This window comes from Burkholderia sp. Ed8 (assembly GCF_040761425.1).
Taxonomy (GTDB): Bacteria; Pseudomonadota; Gammaproteobacteria; order Burkholderiales; family Burkholderiaceae; genus Burkholderia; species Burkholderia seminalis.
Map to the genome: position 1 here is coordinate 60275 of NZ_CP142886.1, position 21214 is coordinate 81488.

19 protein-coding genes are annotated in these 21214 nt (G+C 70.2%); 3 read left to right on the forward strand and 16 right to left on the reverse strand.

Translation table 11 applies throughout. From position 1 onward, the window contains the following. Positions 1–20: 20 nt before the first annotated feature. Together VXM69_RS14100 and VXM69_RS14105 are read left to right on the forward strand one after the other, a co-directional pair. Positions 21–782, forward strand: coding sequence for an SDR family oxidoreductase (locus VXM69_RS14100; RefSeq protein ID WP_034190783.1), 762 nt, complete (start codon positions 21–23; stop codon positions 780–782). Between the two features lie 229 nt (positions 783–1011). Further along, positions 1012–2904 carry a glycosyltransferase family 39 protein gene (locus tag VXM69_RS14105; protein ID WP_124609487.1) on the forward strand — a complete coding sequence of 631 codons (1893 nt, stop codon included), beginning with the start codon at positions 1012–1014 and terminating at the stop codon, positions 2902–2904. Positions 2905–3057: 153 nt separating this feature from the next. Here VXM69_RS14105 and VXM69_RS14110 read toward each other — a convergent pair whose 3' ends face one another. The 16 genes from VXM69_RS14110 to VXM69_RS14185 form a co-directional block, all read right to left on the reverse strand. Then, the gene (locus VXM69_RS14110) at positions 3058–3675 is read right to left on the reverse strand and encodes a DUF924 family protein (RefSeq protein WP_059558120.1); all 618 of its coding nucleotides are present in this window, start codon (positions 3673–3675) and stop codon (positions 3058–3060) included. Further along, on the reverse strand, positions 3672–4403 hold the full coding sequence (locus VXM69_RS14115; RefSeq protein WP_367189765.1) for an alanyl-tRNA editing protein: 732 nt from the start codon (positions 4401–4403) through the stop codon (positions 3672–3674). The genes VXM69_RS14110 and VXM69_RS14115 overlap by 4 nt, the downstream gene beginning before the upstream one ends. Positions 4404–4507: 104 nt before the next feature. After that, complete coding sequence (locus tag VXM69_RS14120) at positions 4508–4918, reverse strand: group II truncated hemoglobin (RefSeq protein WP_034190779.1); 411 nt, start codon at positions 4916–4918, stop codon at positions 4508–4510. A 43-nt stretch (positions 4919–4961) separates the two neighbouring features. Continuing rightward, positions 4962–7577, reverse strand: coding sequence for an ABC transporter permease (locus tag VXM69_RS14125; protein WP_367189766.1), 2616 nt, complete (start codon positions 7575–7577; stop codon positions 4962–4964). Then, on the reverse strand, positions 7574–8191 hold the full coding sequence (locus VXM69_RS14130) for a DUF4126 domain-containing protein (RefSeq protein WP_034190778.1): 618 nt from the start codon (positions 8189–8191) through the stop codon (positions 7574–7576). The genes VXM69_RS14125 and VXM69_RS14130 overlap by 4 nt, the downstream gene beginning before the upstream one ends. Positions 8192–8431: 240 nt before the next feature. After that, the gene (gene sugE, locus VXM69_RS14135; protein ID WP_034190777.1) at positions 8432–8752 is read right to left on the reverse strand and encodes a quaternary ammonium compound efflux SMR transporter SugE; all 321 of its coding nucleotides are present in this window, start codon (positions 8750–8752) and stop codon (positions 8432–8434) included. 160 nt (positions 8753–8912) lie between these two features. Next, entirely contained in the window at positions 8913–9194 is a 282-nt protein-coding gene (locus tag VXM69_RS14140; RefSeq protein ID WP_034190835.1) for a DUF333 domain-containing protein, read from the reverse strand. 158 nt (positions 9195–9352) lie between these two features. After that, positions 9353–10051: a two-component system response regulator KdpE gene (kdpE, locus tag VXM69_RS14145; RefSeq protein WP_034190776.1), complete on the reverse strand. Its 699-nt coding sequence runs from the start codon at positions 10049–10051 to the stop codon at positions 9353–9355. Next, the gene (locus tag VXM69_RS14150; protein WP_059558123.1) at positions 10044–12887 is read right to left on the reverse strand and encodes a DUF4118 domain-containing protein; all 2844 of its coding nucleotides are present in this window, start codon (positions 12885–12887) and stop codon (positions 10044–10046) included. Before VXM69_RS14150 ends, kdpE begins: the two co-directional genes overlap by 8 nt. A 152-nt stretch (positions 12888–13039) precedes the next feature. Then, positions 13040–13621: a potassium-transporting ATPase subunit KdpC gene (gene kdpC / locus VXM69_RS14155; RefSeq protein ID WP_049036776.1), complete on the reverse strand. Its 582-nt coding sequence runs from the start codon at positions 13619–13621 to the stop codon at positions 13040–13042. Positions 13622–13646: 25 nt separating this feature from the next. After that, positions 13647–15731 carry a potassium-transporting ATPase subunit KdpB gene (gene kdpB / locus VXM69_RS14160; RefSeq protein WP_034190773.1) on the reverse strand — a complete coding sequence of 695 codons (2085 nt, stop codon included), beginning with the start codon at positions 15729–15731 and terminating at the stop codon, positions 13647–13649. Between the two features lie 46 nt (positions 15732–15777). Then, entirely contained in the window at positions 15778–17583 is a 1806-nt protein-coding gene (gene kdpA, locus VXM69_RS14165) for a potassium-transporting ATPase subunit KdpA (RefSeq protein ID WP_367189767.1), read from the reverse strand. Then, entirely contained in the window at positions 17580–17672 is a 93-nt protein-coding gene (kdpF, locus tag VXM69_RS14170) for a K(+)-transporting ATPase subunit F (RefSeq protein ID WP_006752209.1), read from the reverse strand. The genes kdpA and kdpF overlap by 4 nt, the downstream gene beginning before the upstream one ends. 300 nt (positions 17673–17972) lie before the next feature. Beyond that, the gene (locus VXM69_RS14175) at positions 17973–18947 is read right to left on the reverse strand and encodes a quinone oxidoreductase (RefSeq protein WP_069705567.1); all 975 of its coding nucleotides are present in this window, start codon (positions 18945–18947) and stop codon (positions 17973–17975) included. Between the two features lie 176 nt (positions 18948–19123). Continuing rightward, complete coding sequence (locus tag VXM69_RS14180; RefSeq protein WP_034190770.1) at positions 19124–19516, reverse strand: methylglyoxal synthase; 393 nt, start codon at positions 19514–19516, stop codon at positions 19124–19126. A gap of 56 nt (positions 19517–19572) precedes the next feature. Then, positions 19573–20352, reverse strand: a complete 780-nt coding sequence (locus VXM69_RS14185; RefSeq protein WP_034190769.1) for an SDR family oxidoreductase — start codon at positions 20350–20352, stop codon at positions 19573–19575. Positions 20353–20559: 207 nt separating this feature from the next. Between VXM69_RS14185 and upp the strand changes: the two genes are divergently transcribed. Continuing rightward, entirely contained in the window at positions 20560–21210 is a 651-nt protein-coding gene (gene upp, locus VXM69_RS14190; protein WP_006478229.1) for a uracil phosphoribosyltransferase, read from the forward strand. Positions 21211–21214 lie beyond the last annotated feature (4 nt).

Genomic DNA, 21214 nt, shown 5'->3' on the forward strand with positions numbered 1-21214 from the left:
GTCACCGGAAACCGCACGCCATGGCCGCACCGTCCGATCGCAAGGCCGTCCTCATCACCGGCGCGAGCCGGGGCATCGGCCGCGCGACCGCCGTGCTCGCGGCCGAACGCGGCTGGGACGTCGGCATCAACTACGCGCGCGACGCGGCGGCGGCCGAGCTCACCGCGCAGGCTGTCCGCGACGCGGGCGGCCGCGCGTGCATCGTCGCGGGCGATGTCGCGAACGAGGCGGACGTCATCGCGATGTTCGACACCGTGACGGCCGCGTTCGGACGGCTCGACGCGCTCGTCAACAACGCGGGCATCGTCGCGCCGTCGATGCCGCTCGCCGACATGACGGCCGACCGGCTGCGGCGGATGTTCGATACCAACGTGCTCGGCGCGTATCTGTGCGCGCGCGAAGCCGCGCGCCGGCTGTCCACCGACCGGGGCGGCCGCGGCGGCGCGATCGTCAACGTGTCGTCGATCGCATCGCGGCTCGGTTCGCCGAACGAATACGTCGATTATGCGGGGTCGAAAGGCGCGGTCGACTCGTTGACGATCGGTCTGGCGAAGGAACTCGGCCCGCACGGCGTGCGCGTCAACGCGGTGCGCCCCGGCCTGATCGAGACCGACATTCACGCCAGCGGCGGCCAGCCCGGCCGGGCAGCGCGCCTCGGCGCGCAAACGCCGCTCGGCCGCGCGGGCGAGGCACCGGAGATCGCCGAAGCGATCGTCTGGCTGCTCGGCGACGCGGCGTCGTACACGACGGGCGCCCTGCTCGACGTCGGCGGCGGCCGGTAATCTCGCCCGCCCGGCGCGCCCGAAGCGCCGCCAGGCACGCCCTGTCGTCACGACACCACAAATCTCCACAATTTCGTGACGGTTTCAGTAAACATTCGTAACAGTTCCGTGCTCTACTAGCGGGCAATCAGACAGGCGTCGTCTACGCCAAGTCTCCGCCACCCTGATGTGGCCCTTATCGGTCCCGCCCAAGTAGCGGACCGGCTCGACTCGACCCGAGATCTTTTCCATGCCTGGAACCGCAGCGCCCAGCCGGCGACGCACGTCTGTGCCCGCGCCGGCTCAGCACACCCGCTCGACTGCCGACACCGACGCCACCGCGACGCTCGACGCCGCCGGCACGCCCGTCGTGGCGTCGACCACCGCAACCCGCACCGCGCGCGACCGCGCGGCCCTGCTCGGCTGGCGGGCCTGGCTGCTCGTCGCCGTGCTGGTCTGCGCGTACACGCTGCCGGGCGTGCTCGGCCACGATCCGTGGAAACAGGACGAAACCTATACGTTCGGCATCATCCAGCACATGCTCGAGACCGGCGACTTCGTCGTGCCGACCAATGCCGGCCTGCCGTTCATGGAAAAGCCGCCGCTTTACGCATGGGTCGCGACGAGCCTCGCCTGGCTGCTGCAGCGCGTGATGCCGCTGCACGATGCGGCGCGACTCGCCAGCGCGCTGTTCGCCACGCTCGCGTTCGGCTTCATCGCACGTGCGGCGCGCGTCGCCAGCCGCGCGGACAGCTGGTTCGACCTGCGCGTGATCGGCCCCGTCGTGCTGAGCGCGAGCACGCTCGTCGTCATCAAGCACCTGCACGACATGATGACGGACGTCGCGCTGTTCGCCGGCACGGCGATGGGCTTCTGCGGGCTGCTCGAACTCGTGATGCAGCACGTCGCGCGCGCGCAGCAGATGCGGCACGGGCTGCCGGTCCGGCCGTCGGGCCGCTGGGCCGCGCCGCTCTTCGGCGCGGGCGTCGGCATCGCGCTGATGACGAAGGGGCTGTTCGTGCCGCTCGTGTTCGCGGCCACGCTCGTCTGCACGCTGGTGCTCTACCCGGCCTGCCGCACCCGCTCGTTCGCGCGCGCGCTCGGTGTCGCCGCGCTCGTGTTCGCGCCGTTCGCGCTGATCTGGCCGACCGCGCTGTTCCTGCGCTCCGAAACGCTGTTCATGACGTGGTTCTGGGACAACAACGTCGGCCGGTTCTTCGGCTTCTCCGTCCCCGAACTCGGCGCGGAAAACGACAAGCCGTTCTTCATCCTGCGTGCGTTCCTGCTCGTCGGCTTCCCGGTCGCGCCGCTCGCGATCGTCGCCGTCGCGCGCGGCGCATGGCGCGACTGGCGCACGCCGCGCGTCGCGCTGCCGGTGCTGTTCGCCGGTATCGGGCTCGTGGTGCTGCAAATATCCGCGACGTCGCGCCAGCTCTACATCCTGCCGTTCTTCGCGCCGCTCGCGCTGGTTGCTGCGCAGGCGATCGACCGCCTGCCGCGCCGGTTGCATCTCGCGTGGGATTATTTCAGCCGCGTGCTGTTCGGCACGACCGTCGCGCTCGCGTGGGCGATCTGGGCCGTAATGGCCGATCCGGCCGCGTCGCGCGCCGATCTCGCGCTGCTCGGCCGCTGGCTGCCGCTCGACTGGACGATGCCGATCCGGCCCGCGCTCGTGATCGGTGCGCTCGCGCTGACCATCGGCTGGCTGACACTGTTGCCGAAGCTGCGCTCGACGGGCCTGTGGCGCGGCGCGCTGTCGTGGGGCGCCGGCGCGCTCGTCGCGTGGGGCCTCGTCTATACGCTGCTGCTGCCGTGGCTCGACGTCGCGAAGAGCTACCGCTCGGTGTTCGACGACCTGAACGCGCATCTCGCGCTCGAATGGAACGACGGCGACTGCATGGCGAGCCTGCACGGGCTCGGCGAATCGGAAGCGCCGATGCTGTACTACTTCTCCGGCATCCAGCACACGCCGATCGACGACGCGAAGTCGACGCGCTGCACGTGGATGATCGTCCAGGGCGTGCGTGCCGTCGATCCGGCACCCGGCAGCGAATGGCAACTGTTCTGGACCGGCGCCCGCCCGGGCGACAACGAGGAACTGCTGCGCGTGTACGTGCGGACGCCCGAACAGCACCTGCAGTGACACAGGGCGGTGCGCCGCCCTGCCCGCCTTCATCTTTCGCACCGGTCGCGCCCGCCCGGTCGGCCGGCGCGCAACCTCTGCGCGATATCCATCCTTGACGCACCCGCATCAAGCCGCGGGCTCGCACTCCCCTTTACACCACGGCCTGGATCTTCAGAACGACGAACCGGGCTCGCGCAGGAACGCCGTTTCCTCGTCGGTCGACGCGCGGCCGAGGATCGCGTTCCGGTGCGGGAAACGGCCGAAGCGCTCGACGACCGCCGCGTGCAGCACGGCGAAGCGGTGATAACGCTCGCACCCGGCCTCGTCGCGAATGCCCGCGCACAGGCGCACGGCTTCGCGCTGGCTCTCGACCGACTCGTCGTGCTCGAACGGCAGGTACGCGAACGCACGATGATGCCCGCTCGGCAGCCGTGCGTCCCAGCCGGTCGCGACGACACGGCGGGCGATCGCGAGCGCCTTCGGATCGGCGGCAAACGCGCGCGGCGTGCCGCGATGGATGTTGCGCGAGAACTGGTCCAGCACGACGATCAACGCCAGCGCACCCGACGGCGAGCCGGCCCAGTGATCGCAGGCGCCGTCGCATGCGGCGTCGAGCAACGCGCCATAGCGTGCGCGCAGCAGATCGTCGAAGGCGGCGCCGCCGTTGAACCACACCTTGCGTTGCCGCCCGAATTCGGCCGAGCCCGGCTCGCCGAACCAGAAATCCAGAATCTCCCGTGCTTGCGGATCCAGCGCTGCCGCGCCGGCGTGGCCGGTGTCGATCGTCATGCAAACGCCAGGACGAGGCGCCGTGTACGCGCGCTCTTCTTTTCCAGTTTCGCGACCCGCAGCGCGCCGATTTCGGACGTGTTGCGCACATGCGTGCCGCCGCACGGCTGCAGGTCGACTTGCTCGATCCGCAGCAGCCGCACGCGGCCGAGGCCCATCGGCGGCTTCACGCTCATCGTGCGCACGAGTTCGGGCCGCTCGGCCATCTCGTCGTCGGTGATCCATTCGGTCGTGACCGGATGCGCGCCGCCGACCAGCGCCGCGAGACGCCGTTCGACGTCGTCGCGGTCGATCGCATCGGACGTCGCGAAATCGAGCCGCACGTAGTCGGCCGTCACGCTGCAGCCATCGACCGCGTACGGCAGCACCGCGCACATCAGGTGCGCGGCCGTGTGCAAACGCATGTGCCGGTAGCGGCGCAGCCAGTCGATCTCCGCGATCACGCGCGTGCCGGGCGCGAGCGCCGCGACGCGGGCCTCCTGCCCCGGCGCCGGCACGTGGACGGCGTCGTCGGGCGTCGCGCCGTCGAACTTCGCCTTGCGCGTGTCGGCGATCACGATCGTGCCGCCGTCGGGCAGCGTCAGCGTGCCGGTGTCGCCGGCCTGGCCGCCGCCGAGCGGATAGAACACCGTGCGGTCGAGCCGGATGCCGTCGTCGCCGACGGCCCGGACCATCGCGTCGCATTGCGTGAGGTACGCGTCTTCGCGAAACAGCGCTTGTGTCGTCATCGGGCGAGCCTCGTATCGGTGGAGGAAACGGCCAGTGTCGCGCGATGCCTCCCGCGCGCCCAGACGCAGATCGTCCGGCGCACGGGCAGCGGCGTACCGGTCGATCAACCGGGCCGGTTGCGCATCCAGTCGGCCGTGTCGTAGAACGAATGCATCAGCCGCTCGCGCAGCGGCTCGGCCAGCCCGACATCCTCCATCGCCCACGCCATGCAGCGCAGCCACTGGTCGCGCTCGACCGACGCGATCGGGAACGGCAGGTGCCGCGCGCGCAACCGCGGATGGCCGAACCGGCTGATGTAGTGGTCGGGGCCGCCGAGCCAGCCGCACAGGAACCAGAACAGCTTGTCGCGCGAGCCGTCGAGCGACTGCGGATGCAGCGCGCGAATCTGCGCGAACTCCGGCTCGAGGTCCATCAGGTCGTAGAAGCGGTCCACCATTTCGCGCACGCGGGCTTCGCCGCCCACGAGTTCGAACGCCGTCGGCTGCGACGGCGCATCGTCATTCACATCGGTCATACGGATAGTCGGAAAACGGGATCTTCGGGGCCGCCGGCGACGCTCATGCGTCGCGCAGCGACTGCAGCGCGGGGCGCCGCAACACATTATGCAGGCTCAGCCAGCCGGCCGCACCGGCGCAGGCGACACCGGCCGCGATGCCGGCCGGCACGAGCCACGGATCGACGGCGAGCTGGAAATCGAACACGCGCGACGCGAGCACCCAGCCGACCGCGATCGCGCCCGCCGAAGCCAGCACGCCGGCCAGCGCGCCGACCACGACGAATTCCGCGCGCTGTACCGCATTGACCTGCGCGCGCGACGCGCCGAGCGCGCGCAGCAGCGCGGCCTCGCGCACGCGCTCGTCGCGCGAGCCGGCAAGCGCCGTGTACAGCACGAGCACGCCGGCCGCGAGCGTGAACGCGAACAGGAACTGCACCGCGCCGACCACCTGCAGCATCATCCGCTGCAACTGCGCGAGGATCGGCGCGACGTCGATCGCGGTCAGGTTCGGATAGCGCGCGATCAGCGGATCGAGCAGCGCGGCGTTCGATGCGGGCAAATGGAAGCTCGTCAGGTAGACGGCCGGGAAATCCTTCAGCACCGGCGGCGGCATCAGCACGAAGAAGTTCACGCGGAACGAACCCCAGTCGAGCTTGCGCACGCTCGTGACCGGCGCGTCGACCGTCAGCCCCGTCACGTCGAAACGCAGCGTGTCGCCCGGCTTCACGTTCAGCGTCTTCGCGAGGCCGGCCTCGATCGAGATCTGCGGCGTCGCCGCGGTGCCGAACCAGTCGCCCTCGACGATCCGGTTGTCGGACGGCAGTTCGGTCGTATACGACAGGTTGAACTCGCGGTCGACGAGCCGGCGCGCCTCGTCGGACGGATACGCGTCCGGATTCACCGGCTTGCCGTTGATCGCGACGAGGCGGCCGCGCACCATCGGCGCGGGCACCGCGTCGCGCACGCCGTGCGCGGCCAGATAGGCCGCGACGTCGTCGCGCTGGTCGGGCTGGATATCGATCAGGAACTGGTTCGGCGCATCGGGCGGCGTCGACTGCCGCCAGCCCGCGACGAGATCGTTGCGCGTGATCGCGATCAGCAGCAGGCACATCAGGCCGAGCGCGAGCGCGGTGATCTGCAGCGCGCTCGCCGTGCCGCGCCGGTGCAGCGACGCCAGCGCGTAGCGCCAGCCGACGCCGGCGGCCACGCGCGCGTTGCGTACCGCACGTGCCGCCGCGAACAGCACGAGCCGCGCGATCAGGGCGAAACCGACCAGCGCGCCGGCGAAGCCGCCCGCGACGATCAGGCCGAGCTTCAGGTTGCCGGCCGCCACGATCAGCAGCCCCGCGAACAGCACGACGCCGATCGCATACGCGGCCCACGCGGTGCGCGACGCGTCGCCCCACTCGCGGCGCAGCACGCGCACCGGCGGCACGCGCGTGAGCGGCACGAGCGGCGGCAGCGCGAAGCCGAGCAGCAGCACGAGCGCCGCGCCCATGCCGATCAGCGCCGGCCACAGCGTCGGCGGCGGCAGCGCGACGTCGATCAGGCCGCCGAGCGCGGCCAGCAACGCCCAGTGGCCGCCGTAGCCGAGCACCGCGCCCGCGGCGCCCGAGACGATGCCGACCCCGGCGAATTCGAGCGCGAACAGCGCGCCGAGCGTGCGGCGGCTCACGCCGAGGCAGCGCATCGTCGCGCAACCGTCGAGATGGCGCCGCATGTAGCGCTGGGCGGCCATCGCGATCGCGACCGCCGCGAGCAGCGCGGTCAGCAGCGCGACGAGCGTCAGGAAATGGCGCGCGCGGTCCAGCGTCTGCCGCACCTGCGGCTGCCCCTCCTGCAACGACTCGAGCCCGACGCCGCGCAGTTTCCCGCCATCGACGCGCGCGTGCGCGTAGGCTTCGAAACGCGCGACGGCCGGTGCGTCGCCGGCGACCAGCAGCCGGTAGGTGACGCGGCTGCCGTAGCCCGTCAGCCCCGTCGCGGCGAGGTCGTCCGCGCGCATCATCAGCCGCGGCGAAAAATTGACGAACGAAAAACCGCGATCGAGTTCGCGGGAAATCGACGCGGCGACCGTGAACGTGCGCAGACCGACGCGCACGGTGTCGCCCGCCTTCAGGTGCAACGCGTCGAGCAACGCGGGATCGGCCCACACGGTGCCGGGCGCGGGAATCGCGGCCGCCTTCTGCGCGGTGGTCGCGCCGGCCGGCACGATGTCCACGGCGCCGCGCAGCGGATACCCGGGCGACACGGCCTTCACGGCTGCGAGGCGCGACGGCGCGGCATCGGCTGCCTGGCCGCCCGCGGCGGACGCGATCATGCTCGGGAAGATGGCGGTCGTCGCGGTGCGCAGGCCGAGCGCCCGGGCCTGCCGGTCGAACGACGGATCGACGGGACGATCGGCGCGCACGACGAAATCGGCGCCGAGCATCTGGCGTGCATCGCGCTCGAGCCCCTGGCGCAGCCGGTCGGCCAGAAAACCGACGCTCGTCAGCGCCGCGACCGCCAGCACCAGCGCGAGGACGAGCAACGTCAACTCGCCCGCGCGCCAGTCGCGCGCGGTCATCCGGGCGGCCTGGCGGATCAGGTCGTGCAGGCCGAAGCGGCCTGCCTGCGCGGGCCCGTCATGGCCGGGCTGCCCGGCCGGCGGCTGCGCCGCGTGTCGCCGCTCGTTCAATCGCGCTTGCCCCCGATCGAGTTGAGCCGCGACACCATGTGGTTCGCCATCCCGCGGAAGCCGCCCGACACGCCGCGCCACAGACGCGGCAGCGCCCACGCCGACGCCGCGATGAACGCGGCGAGCAGCACGAGGAACGCGAGCGGAACGAAGAACGCGAGCACGAGCCCGCCGACGACGAGGCCGTCCTCGGTCGACGACGCGACCCAGTTCGAAATCGGCTCGGGGGACAGGTTGATCAGCGCACGCGTGCCGGCCTTCGCGACGTGCGCGGCGCCGGCCAGCGAGCCGCCGGCGAGCCCCGCGACCGCGAGCACGGTCGGATCGGCATGGCCGAGCGCGCCGGCGGCCAGGACGGCACCGGCGGGAATGCGGATGAAGGTATGCACGGCATCCCACAGCGAGTCGAATGCGGGGATCTTGTCGGCCAGGAATTCGGTGAGGGTGAGCACGGCCGCCGCGCCGATGACCCACGGCGACATCAGGACGGCCAGCGTATCGGGCAGATGGAGCCAGCCGACCCGCGCGAGCACGCCGGCGATCAGCACCGTCAGGTACAGGCGCAGCCCGCTCGCCCACGCGAGCCCCGCGCCGAGCGAAATGGCTTCGATCATCGCCCTCTCCTTGCACTTTCCGTGCGATTTGCCGATTGACCGGATCGGGTCGGACAGGCCGGCCGCGCGGCGCGTGGCGACCGGCACCGCGTGCCGCGAGAGGCACGACGGTATTCAGGCCCGAATGCGTTCCATTATAGACAGGCTATCCGGGTGACCGGCGCAATTCCGCAGCGCGACATGCCGGGCACACGCGCGGCCGGATGCCGGTGCCGCGGTATCGACGCCCTGACGCCGGCGTCAGGCGGCCGACGACAGCTTGAGGCCGACCAGCCCCGCGACGATCAGCGCGGCGCTCGCGACGCGCGCGGCGGTCAGCGCCTCGCCCATCATCACGATGCCGAACACGAACGCGCCGACCGCGCCGATGCCCGTCCACACCGCGTACGCGGTGCCGAGCGGCAACTGGCGCATCGCGACCGCGAGCAGCCCGAAGCTGGCCAGCGCCGTCACGATCGTGAACACCGACGGACCAAGCTTCGTGAAGCCGTCCGACGATTTCAGGCCGGCCGCCCAGGCCACTTCCAGCAAACCGGCAATCAACAACCATACCCACGCCATCTCGACGTACTCCGTATCGGATGGGGCCGTCCCCGTTGAAGCGAATGACCCGGGGTCGTCCCCGGGCGGCGCCGAGTATAACAAGTTGCTTACGGACCGCCGCGGCGGGGCAGCCCAACGGCCGATCCGGGGCGCGATCGGCCGGGCCCGGCCAGTTCGGTCAGTTCGACACGCGCTTGGGCGCGCCGCCGCCGACGCAGCGGTCGTCGCGGTACAGCGCCCACTCCTCGCACACGCGGCCATCCTTGAACATGCACATCCCGACCTGCCCGCGCGGCAGGCTGCGGACCACGTGGCGGCCGCCGAGCTTCTCGCAGTTGACCGACGCGGGGTTGGCCAGCGCCGCCTGGGCGGGCGGCTGCTGCCCGGGCGGCAGCGGCTGGGCGAACGCGCCGGGCGCAGCAAGCGCCAGCGCACAGATGACGACCAGACGGACGGACATTGCACGCTCCTCGTTTTCGTTCGCGGAACGGTCAGGATAACGGGGAATGAGCGGACGGTGTGCGAGGCCGGCGCGCGGCGCGAGATTGTCGCGCCGGCGCAACCCTGCCGGCGCGCGACGTCCGGCGCGGGGATGCCGCCAGCGCCCTCGCCGCGCCGTCACGCGGCGCCGACGAGCCGGTAGCCGACGCCCGTCTCGGTGACGATGTACTCGGGCTGCGCGGGGTCGAGTTCGAGCTTCTGCCGCAGGTGCGCCATGTAGATGCGCAGGTAGTGATGGCTTTCGACGTGCGACGGCCCCCACACGTCGCGCAGCAGCTGGCGGTGCGTGAGCACACGCCCCGCGTGCCGCACGAGCGTCGCGAGCAGCCGGTATTCGAGCGGCGTCAGGTGCACGATCTCGCCGTCGCGCCACACCTGGCGCAGCGCGAGATCGACGGTCACGGTGCCGAAGCTCACCTTCGGCGACTCGTTCGCGCCGCCCTGGTTGCGCCGGCGCAGTTGCGCGCGGATCCGCGCGCGCAGCTCGGACACGCCGAACGGCTTGGTCAGGTAGTCGTCGGCGCCCGCGTCGAGCGCGGCGACCTTCTCCTCTTCCTGCGTGCGCGCGGACAGCACGATCACCGGCACCTCGGACCAGCCGCGCAGTTCGCGGATCACGTCGAGGCCGTCGGTGTCGGGCAGGCCGAGGTCGACGATCACGAGGTCGGGCTTGCGCGTGGCCGCGTCGATCAACCCCTGCTTGCCGGTCTCGGCCTCGAACACCGCGATGTCCTCCTCCTCGAGCGCGGCGCGCACGAAACGGCGGATCTGCTTTTCGTCCTCGATCAGGACGACGGTCAGGCTGGGTTCACTCATGGTCTGGCAATGACTCGGATGGGGACGAGGCGCCCGGCAGGTCGGATTCGTCGTCGGGCACGGCGGGCGCGGCCGGCGGCGTCTCGACCGGCAACGTGAACCAGAAGCGCGCGCCCGTCACGTGGCCGTCGGGCGCGGTGCGGTTGAGCGCGCCGATTTTACCGCCGTGCGCCTCGACGATCGCCCGGCAGATCGCGAGACCGAGCCCGATGCCCGGCGTCGCCGACTCCTTCTCGCCGCGCGTGAACTTGTCGAAGATGCGCGTTTCCATCCCGGCCGGCAAGCCCGGGCCGTGATCGTCGACATGCACGCGCACGAACGGCAGCCCGTCGTCGGTCACGCGCTCCGCGCCGATCTCGATCGACGTATCGGGCGGCGTGTACTTCGCGGCGTTCTCGAACAGGTTGGTGAACAGGCGCTCCATCAGCACCGCGTCCATCTGCAGCAGCGGCAGGTCGGCCGGCAGCGCGACGCGCGCGGGATGACGCGCGAGCACGCGCTTGCACGCGGCGAGCGCGGCGCCGACGGTCTCCTCGAGCAGCGACCATTGGCGCTTGAGCTGCAGGCTGCCGGCCTGCAGCCGCGCCATGTCGAGCAGGTTCGTGACGATGCCCGTCATGCGCAGCGCCTCGTCGTGGATCGCGTCGACCAGCTCGCCCTCGCGCTGCGCGAACCGCTCGGCCGCCGCCGCGTCGCCGCCCTGCGCGGCCGCGCGCCCGTTCGCGAGCATCGACGAGAAACCGACGATCGTCGTCAGCGGCGTGCGCAGGTCGTGCGAGATCGCCGACAGCAGCGAGTTGCGCAGCCGCTCGGACTCCATGTTGACGAGCGCGTCGCGCGCGATCTCGACGTAGTGCACGCGCTCGAGCGCGAGCGCGATCTGCGCGGCGAACGCGTCGAGCATCCGCTGCTGCTCGGGCACCTCGAGCTCGCGCGGCTCGCGCGACGCGACCGCCAGCACGCCGCGCGTGCGCATCGGCGCCTTCAGCGGCAGGTACAGCGCGGCCGTCGCGGGCAAGGTGTCGGTGCCGCGGCCGGCCGGCTTCTGCTGGTCGTACACCCACTGGCCGACGTCGCTGTCGAGGTCGGCACCCGTCAGCGTGACGGCTGCGTCCGGCTCCTCGATCTTCTGCCGCACCTTGTCCGCGCTGTCGGGCAGCAGGAACGCGACGCGGGCGCGGAACACCTCGCCCACGTGGCGGCTGCCGATCTCGACGATCTGCTCGGTGGTGAGCGCCGCGCCGAGCTCGCGCGCCATCGCGTAGATCGCGCCGGTGCGGCGCTCGCGGCGCTGCGCGACACTCGCCTGGCGCGTCAGCGTCGACGTCAGGTGGCTGATCACGAGCGACGTCAGCAGCATCCCGAAGAAGGTCAGCAGGTATTGCGTGTCGCTGACCGAGAACGACATGCGCGGCGGCACGAAGAAGTAATCGAACGCGGCCACCGACAGGAACGACTGCAGCACGCCCGGGCCGCGCCCGAGCCGCACGGCCGAGAACACCACGCCAAGCAGGTACAGCATCACGAGGTTCGTCAGGTCGAGCCGCTCGGACACGAGGCTCGCGACGACCGTGATCGCCGCGCAGATCGCGGCCGCATAGATGTAGTGGCGCGGCGGCGAACGATGCGTGCCGAACTGCGCGAACGCGTCGCGCCAGTCGCGCGCCCGCGCGTCGAGCGGCGCGGCGCGCGCCTCGTCGCTCGCGGACGCGCGGATCAGCATCAGGTCGACGTCGCCCGCGCGTTCGGCGAGCTGCTCGCCGAACGGCCGCGCGAGGCGGCGCAAGAGCCCGGCCTTCGGCGAGCCGCCCGCGACGATCTTCGACACGTTGCGCACCTTCGCATAGCCGATCAGCGCGGCCACCGCGTCGGCGCCCGCGAGCGTGGCCGTTTCCGCGCCGAGCTCGGCGGCGAGCTTCAGCGCATCGAGCGTGCGCTGCCGCCGCGCGTCGGGCAGCCGCTGCAGGCGCGGTGTCTCCACGTACACGGCAAGCCAGTCGGCCTTCAGGCTCGCGGCGAGCCGCGCGGCCGCGCGCACGAGCGTCGGCGCTTCGGCGCCCGGCCCGACGCACACGAGCAGCCGCTCGCGCGCCTGCCAGATGCGCTGGATCGAACGGTCGGCGCGGTATTCGCGCATTTGCGCATCGACCCGATCGGCCGTGCGGCGCAGCGCGAGTTCACGCAGCGCGATCAGGTTGCCCTTGCGGAAGAAGTTGCGCACCGCGCGCTCGGCCTGCTGCGCGAGATAGACCTTGCCGTCGCGCATCCGCTCGAGCAGCTCCTCGGCCGGCAGGTCGACGAGCGTGACCTCGTCGGCCGCGTCGAACACGCGGTCGGGCACGGTCTCCCACACGCGGATGCCGGTGATCGCGCCGACCACGTCGTTCAGGCTTTCGAGATGCTGGACGTTGACGGTCGTATAGACGTCGATGCCCGCGTCGAGCAGTTCGTAGACGTCCTGCCAGCGCTTCAGGTGCCGCGCGCCCTGCACGTTCGAATGCGCGAGTTCGTCGACGAGGATCAGTTGCGGCTGGCGGGCAAGCGCACCGTCGAGGTCGAATTCGGCGAGCGTGCGGCCGCGATAGTCGATGCGCGCGAGCGGCAATACGTCGAGGCCGTCGAGCAGCGCGGCGGTCTCGCCACGGCCGTGGGTCTCGACGATGCCGACGACGACGTCGACGCCTTCCTGCAGGCGCTGGCGCGCGGCCTGCAGCATCGCGTAGGTCTTGCCGACACCGGCCGACGCGCCGAAGAAGATCTTGAGCTGGCCGCGCCGCTGCTTTTCTTCGTCTCGCTGCAGCTTGTCGAGGAGTTGGTCTGGATCGGGACGGTTCATGCGTCAGGAAAGCGGAGCGCCCGGATGCGCGCGAGTACGAGCATTGTTGTGCCAAATCGCCGCAAAAGGCAAAGACGGCGCATGCGCCGTCGGGAATGAATGCGTCCGGCGCGGGTCATGCCGCGCCGGACGCCGGTCGTCGGGTACCCGAATCAGTGCGCGGCCTGCGCCGCGTCGAGCGCGAGGTTCAGCTTCAGCACGTTCACGCGCGGCTCGCCGAGCACGCCGAACTGGCGGCCCGTCGTGTTCGCGGCGACCAGCTGCGCGACCGCGTCCGGCGTCAGGTTGCGCGCCTTTGCAACGCGTTCGACCTGGTATGCGGCCGCAGCCGGCGTGATCTCCGGATCGAGACCGCTCGCCGACGCCGTCACGAGGTCGACCGGCACGGGCTTCGACATGTCGGTCCCGGCGTCGCGCAGCGCGGCGATGCGCCCCTTCACCTGGTCGGCGAGCGACGGATTCAGCGGGCCGAGGTTCGAGCCGCCGGAGCCGGTCGCGTTGTACGGCATCGGCGCGGTGGCCGACAGCCGGCCCCAGAAATACTTCGGCGCATCGAACGACTGGCCGATCAGCGCGGAGCCGACCGCCTGGCCGTTCTTCTCGATCAGGCTGCCGTTCGCCTGCGACGGGAACACGGCCTGGCCGAACACGGTCATCACGGCCGGGTAGGCCAGGCCCGTCACGGCGGTCAGGACCACAAAGAGCACGACGAGCGGGCGAATCAACGTTTTCATGATGTTTCCTTCAAGGACGGCCGGCTCAGGCCCAGCCGAGTGCGGCGAGCGTCATGTCGATCAGCTTGATGAACGGGAACGGCAGCAGCACGCCGCCGAGACCGTAGACCAGCAGGTTGCGGCGCAGCAGCGACGCGGCGCCGAGCGGCCGGTACGTGACGCCCTTCAGCGCGAGCGGGATCAGCGCGACGATGATCAGCGCGTTGAAGATCACCGCCGACAGGATCGCGGACGCCGGCGACGTCAGGTGCATGATGTCGAGCACGCGCAATTGCGGGTAGGTCGTCACGAACGCGGCCGGGATGATCGCGAAGTACTTCGCGATGTCGTTCGCGATCGAGAACGTCGTCAGCGAGCCGCGCGTCATCAGCATCTGCTTGCCGATCTCGACGATCTCGATCAGCTTCGTCGGGTTCGAGTCGAGGTCGACCATGTTGCCGGCTTCCTTCGCGGCCTGCGTGCCCGTATTCATCGCGACGGCCACGTCGGCCTGCGCGAGCGCCGGCGCGTCGTTCGTGCCGTCGCCCGTCATCGCGACGAGCCGCCCGGCGGCCTGGTGCTCGCGGATCGTCGCGAGCTTGGTTTCCGGCGTCGCTTCCGCGAGGAAGTCGTCGACGCCCGCTTCCGCCGCGATCGCCGCGGCCGTCAGCCGGTTGTCGCCCGTCACCATCACGGTCTTGATGCCCATCTTGCGCAGCTCCGCGAAGCGCTCCTTGATGCCGCCCTTCACGATGTCCTTCAGCTCGATCACGCCGAGCACGCGCGCCGCCCCTTCGTGCAGGTCGGCCACGACGAGCGGCGTGCTGCCGCGGCGCGCGACGTCGTCCACCGCGCGGCGCACGTCTTCCGGGAAGCGGCTGCCATGCGTCTCGACGTAGCGGCGGATCGCGTCGGCCGCGCCCTTGCGGATCTCGCGGCCCGGCAGGTCGACGCCGCTCATCCGCGTCTGCGCGGAAAAGCCGAGGAACGTCGCGTGCAATTGCGCCATGTCGCGCTGGCGGATGTTGAAGCGCTCCTTCGCGAGCACGACGATGCTGCGGCCTTCCGGCGTTTCGTCGGCGAGCGACGACAGTTGCGCGGCGTCGGCCAGCGCTTCCTCGGTCACGCCCGGTGCCGGCACGAACGTCGACGCCTGGCGGTTGCCGAGCGTGATCGTGCCGGTCTTGTCGAGCAGCAGCACGTCGACGTCGCCGGCCGCTTCCACCGCGCGGCCCGACGTCGCGATCACGTTCGCCTGCATCATCCGGCTCATCCCCGCCACGCCGATCGCGGACAGCAAGCCGCCGATCGTCGTCGGGATCAGGCACACGAGCAGCGCGACGAGCGCGGTGATCGTCACCACGTGGCCGGCCTTCATCGCATCGACCGAGAACATCGAGAACGGCAGCAGCGTCGCCGTGGCGAGCAGCATCACGATCGTCAGCGCGACCAGCAGGATCGTCAGCGCGATCTCGTTCGGCGTCTTCTTGCGCTTCGCGCCTTCGACCATCGCGATCATCCGGTCGAGGAACGCCTCGCCCGGGTTCGCGGTGACCTTGACGACGATCCAGTCGGACAGCACGCGCGTGCCGCCCGTCACCGACGAGAAGTCGCCGCCCGATTCGCGGATCACCGGCGCGGATTCGCCGGTGATCGCCGATTCGTCGACCGACGCGACGCCGTCGACGACCTCGCCGTCGGCCGGGATCACGTCGCCGGCCTCGACCAGCACGACGTCGCCCTTACGCAGATCCGACGCGGTCGTGACGCGGATCGGCGACTTCGGATGCGGCTCGTTGAGCTTCTTCGCCATCACGTCCTTCTTCGCGCTGCGCAGCGACGCGGCCTGCGCCTTCGAGCGCCCTTCGGCAAGCGCCTCGGCGAAGTTCGCGAACAGCACGGTGAACCACAGCCACAGCGCGATCGCGAGGATGAAGCCCGCGGGCGCCTCGGCCTGGCCGGCGAGCGCCGCGATCCACAGGATCGTGGTCAGGATACTGCCGACGTACACGCAGAACATCACCGGGTTGCGGAACTGCGTGCGCGGCGTGAGTTTCTTGAACGAGTCCACGATCGCCGGGCGCAGCAGCGCCGGGTCGAACATGGACCGTGTTGCGGAATGTTGAGTCATTGCGATCTCTTCAATCTCTTCAGTCTTTTCAACGTGTCGCCGCGCGTCATGCGCCCAGCCACATCATCAGGTGCTCGACGCCCGGGCCGAGCGCGAGCGCCGGCACGTAGGTCAGCGCGCCCACCAGCAGCACGGTGCCCAGCAGCAGCACGACGAACAGCGGACCGTGCGTCGGCAGCGTGCCGCTCGTCACCGCGATGCGCTTCTTCGCGGCGAGCGAGCCGGCGATCGCCAGCACCGGCACGATCGTGCCGAAGCGGCCGAACCACATCGCGATCGCGGTCATCCAGTTGTAGAACGGCGTGCCGACCGTCAGGCCCGCGAACGCGCTGCCGTTGTTGTTCGCGGCCGAGCTGAACGCGTACAGGATTTCCGAGAAGCCGTGCGGGCCGGGATTCGCGATGCCGGCCTTGCCCGCATCGGCGAGCACGGCGATCGACGTGCCGACCAGCACGAGCAGCGGCGTGAGCAATACGACGATCGACACCATCTTCATCTCGTACGCCTCGATCTTCTTGCCGACGTACTCCGGCGTGCGGCCGATCATCAGGCCCGCGACGAACACCGCGAGCAGCGCGAACACGAGCATCCCGTAGAGGCCCGAACCGACCCCACCGTAGACCACCTCGCCCAGCTGCATCAGCAGCATCGGCACAAGGCCGCCGAGCGGCGTCAGCGAATCGTGCATCGTGTCGACCGCGCCGCACGACGCGGCCGTCGTCGCGACCGTGAAGATGCCGGTCTGCGCGATGCCGAAGCGCGTTTCCTTGCCTTCCATGTTGCCGCCCGGCTGCAGCGCGCTTGCCGACTGATCGACGTGCAGCGCGGCGAGCGTCGGGTTGCCGCCCTGCTCGGCATTCACCTCGACACCGATCGCGATCACGAACGCGACCGTCATCGCCGCGAGCACCGCGATGCCCTGCCGGCGGTCGCCGATCATGCGGCCGAACACGAGACACAGCGCGGCCGGAATGATCAGGATCGCGAAGATCTGGACGAAGTTCGCGAACGGCGTCGGGTTCTCGTACGGATGGGCGGAGTTCGCGTTGAAGAATCCGCCGCCGTTGGTGCCGAGCATCTTGATCGCTTCCTGCGACGCGACCGGCCCCATCGCGAGCGTCTGCCTGGTCAGCGGCGTCGGCACCGTGACCGCATTCCCCTTGTCGTCCTTCACCGGATTGCCCTGCGCGTCGAGCTTCGGCGCCGCGTAGGTGCTCGTCTGCAGCACCGGCACGTCCTGGTAGGCCTTCATGTTCTGGATCACGCCCTGGCTCATCAGCAGCGCGGCGATCACGACCGACATCGGCACGAGCACGTACATCGTCACGCGCGTCAGGTCGACCCAGAAGTTGCCGATCGTCTGCGCGGTGTGACGTGCGAAGCCGCGGATCAGCGCGATCACGACGACGATGCCGGTCGCCGCCGACAGGAAGTTCTGCACGGTCAGGCCGAGCATCTGCGTCAGGTAGCTGACGGTCTGCTCGGGCGTGTAGTCCTGCCAGTTCGTGTTGGTGACGAAGCTGACGGCCGTGTTGAACGCGCCGTCGACCGTCATCGCGCCGAATTGCTGCGGGTTGCCGGGCAGGAAGCCCTGCAGGCGCAACAGGCCGTAGAGGAACAGCGCGCCGAGCGCGTTGAACGCGATCGTCGCGATCGCGTACTGTTTCCAGTTCATCTCGCTGCCGGCATCGACGCCGGCAATGCGGTACAGCGCGCGTTCGAGCGGCCCGAACACGCGCACGACGCGCGAGCTGCCGTCCATCACCGCGCTCAGGTAGCGCGCGACCGGCACGGCCGCCGCGAGCAGCACGACGATGAACAGCAGCGTCTGCAACAGGTTGTTCGCGTTCATTCGATGTCCTCCGCGCGCAGCAGCGCAAAGACGAGATACGCGAACAGCAGGGCCGTGGAGGCGCCCGCCAGCCAAAGCATCCAGGTCATGCCCGCCCCCCGCGACCGTATTGCACGAGCTTGTCGCAACCGGCAACCAAGCCGAGGATCAGCGTGGTGAAGAGCACCAGAGCGCCGATGAAAACCCCATCCATTTTTGTGTTCTCCGTCGTCGAAATCAGACGACTAGAACCTTATGGGAACGCACGTAAAGGACGGGTCAAAGGTATCGGGGCGGATATAAAAAACGTGTAAACACGCGGACGAGGCGAACCGGAAGGCGGGACGGGCGGCGCCGGGGCGCCGCCCGCGAGGGCGCGTGCCGGCGCGGCGCCGGCACGGAGAATCGGGTCAGGGAACGAGGATCGTCGAGCCGGTGGTCTTGCGCGCTTCGAGCTCGGCATGCGCGCGGCCGACTTCCGCGAGCGGATAACGCTGGTTGATGCTGGTCTTCACCTTGCCCGACAGGATCACGTCGAACAGCTCGGCGGCCGCGGATTCGAGATCGGCGCGCTTCGCGATGTACGAGAACAGCGTCGGCCGCGTGAAGAACAGCGACCCGCGCGACGAGAACTCCTTCGAATCGATCGGCGGCAGCGGGCCCGACGCGTTGCCGAAGCTGACGAAATAACCGAGCGGCGCGAGGCAGTCGAGCGAGCCGATGTAGGTGTCCTTGCCGATCGAATCGTAGACGACCGGCACGCCCGCGCCGTGCGTGATCTCCTTCACGCGCTGCGTGAAGTTCTCGCGCGTGTAGACGATCGGGTGATCGCAGCCGTGCGCCTTCGCGAGCGCGGCCTTTTCGTCGGAACCGACCGTCCCGATCACGGTCGCGCCGAGCGCCTTCGCCCACTGGCACACGAGCAGGCCGACGCCGCCGGCCGCCGCGTGGATCAGGATCGTGTCGCCGGCCTTCACCGGGTACGTGCGACGCAGCAGGTAGTGCGCGGTCAGGCCCTGCAGCATCACCGATGCCGCATCGTCGTAGCCGATGCCGTCCGGCAGCTTCACGAGCCGCCCGACCGGCATCACGCGCTCCTGCGCATACGCGCCGGGCGGCTGCCCGACATACGCCACGCGATCGCCGACCTTGAACGCGGTCACGCCGTCGCCGACGGCCGTCACCTCGCCCGCCGCCTCCATCCCGAGGCCGCCGGGCAGCGGTTGCGGATAAAGGCCGGTGCGGAAATACACGTCGATGTAGTTGAGCCCGACCGCGTGCTGCCGGATGCGGACTTCGCCCGCCTGCGGCTCGCCGACCTCGACATCGACCCACTTCATCACCTCCGGGCCGCCCGGCTGGTCGTATCGGATTGCTTTCGGCATCGTTTCGCTCCTCGTCTGTCTATCGGTCAGGAAAAATCCGGGTCGCCGATGCGCGGGCCGGCCGGTTCATCCAGGAACCGGGCTGCGGGTGCGCATCGAGACGCACGATTCTCGCGCGTTGCCGCCGTGCGTGCATGGCCCTGCCGCCGGCAGGGGCAATCGGGCGCGGCCCACGCCTAGCACACGTCCTGCATGGTGCGCGCCAGATCGTCGAGCAGCATCCGCGCGGTGGCGACGTTGGTCGCGACCGGCACGTCGTGCACGTCGCACGCGCGCACGAGCGCGGTGATGTCGGGATCGTGCGGCTGCGCGGTCATCGGGTCGCGCAGGAACACGACGATGTCGACGCGGCCCTCGGCCAGTTCCGCGCCGATCTGCAGGTCGCCGCCGAGCGGGCCCGACAGCTTGCGCTCGACCTCGAGCCCGTGCGCGGCCGCGATGCGGCCGCCCGTCGTGCCCGTCCCGACCAGCCGGCATTGCGCGAGCGTCGCGCGGTATTCGCCCGCGAGCGCGACGATCTCGTCCTTCTTCGCGTCGTGCGCAATCAATGCGATGCGGGGTTTGCTCATCTCCAGTTCCTTCGTCGTCCGGTTGTTGTCGTGATCGTGAATCGAAAAGCCGCGCGTCAGAACGTGCCCGGATACGCGCCGCCGTCGAGCAGCCAGTTCTGCCCGGTGATGTAGCCGGCATGCACGCTGCACAGGAACGCGCACGCCGCGCCGAATTCGGCGCGCGTGCCGAGGCGGCCGGCCGGGATGTCCTTCGTGCGCCGCGCGCGCAGGTCGTCGACCGTCACGCCCTGCGCCCGCGCCGAGGCGGCGAGCGTGGTCGCGATCCGGTCGGTGTCGAACAGCCCCGGCAGCAGGTTGTTGATCGTCACGCCCTGGCCCGCGACCTTGCGCGACAGCCCCGCGACGAAGCCGGTCAGCCCCGAGCGCGCGCCGTTCGACAGCGCGAGCACGTCGATCGGCGCCTTCACGGCGGAACTGGTGATGTTGACGATGCGGCCGAAGCGGCGCGCGATCATCCCGTCGAGGGTCGCGCGGATCAGCTCGATCGGCGTCAGCATGTTCGACTCGAGCGCGCGGATCCAGTCGTCGTGCGAGAAGTCGCGGAAATCGCCGGGCGGCGGGCCGCCGGCATTGTTCACGAGAATGTCCGGTTGCGGGCACGCGGCGAGCGCGGCCGCGCGGCCTTCCGGCGTCGTGATGTCGCACGCGACCGGGGTGATCGATACGTTCGACGCCGCGCGGATCTCCTCCGCGGTTTCCTCCAGCGTGTCGCGCGTGCGCGCGACGATCACGAGGTTCACGCCCTCGGCGGCCAGCGCTTCCGCGCAGCCGCGACCGAGCCCCTTGCTCGCCGCGCATACGAGCGCGGTCTTTCCTTCGATACCGAGATCCATCGTCGACTCCCTGGTGGCGACGCGCGCCGGGACGGCCCCGCCGCGCCGGTGGGCGGGCGAACGGGCGGGCGCGGCGCGCGGATTGTCGTGAGACGTCGATAATATCCGGATCATGCGGCGCGCCTTGGTAAAATTGCGGCCATAAGCGGCGGCCGGCGTTCGCCCGCCGCCGCCCCGATCCCCTTTTGCCGCCAAGGCGCCTCCGTCATGAAACAGGACAGCCGTTTCCCGAACCTCTTCATCACCGATCACCCGCTGATCCAGCACAAGCTCACGCACATGCGCGACAAGGACACGTCCACGCGCACGTTCCGCGAACTGCTGCGCGAGATCACGCTGCTGATGGGCTACGAGATCACCCGCAACCTGCCGATCACGACCAAACGGGTCGAAACCCCGCTGGTGGCGGTCGACGCGCCCGTGATCGCGGGCAAGAAACTCGCGATCGTGCCCGTGCTGCGCGCGGGCATCGGGATGTCGGACGGCCTGCTCGACCTGGTGCCGTCCGCACGCGTCGGCCACATCGGCGTGTATCGCGCCGAGGATCACCGCCCGGTCGAGTACCTGGTGCGCCTGCCGGACCTCGAGGACCGCATCTTCATCCTGTGCGACCCGATGGTCGCGACCGGCTATTCGGCCGTGCATGCGGTCGACGTGCTCAAGCGCCGCAACGTGCCGGCCGCGAACATCATGTTCGTCGCGCTGGTCGCCGCGCCCGAGGGCGTCCAGGTGTTCCAGGACGCGCATCCGGACGTGAAGCTGTTCGTCGCGTCGCTCGATTCGCACCTGAACGAGCACGCGTACATCGTGCCGGGCCTCGGCGACGCGGGCGACCGCCTGTTCGGCACCAAGAACTGAGTGC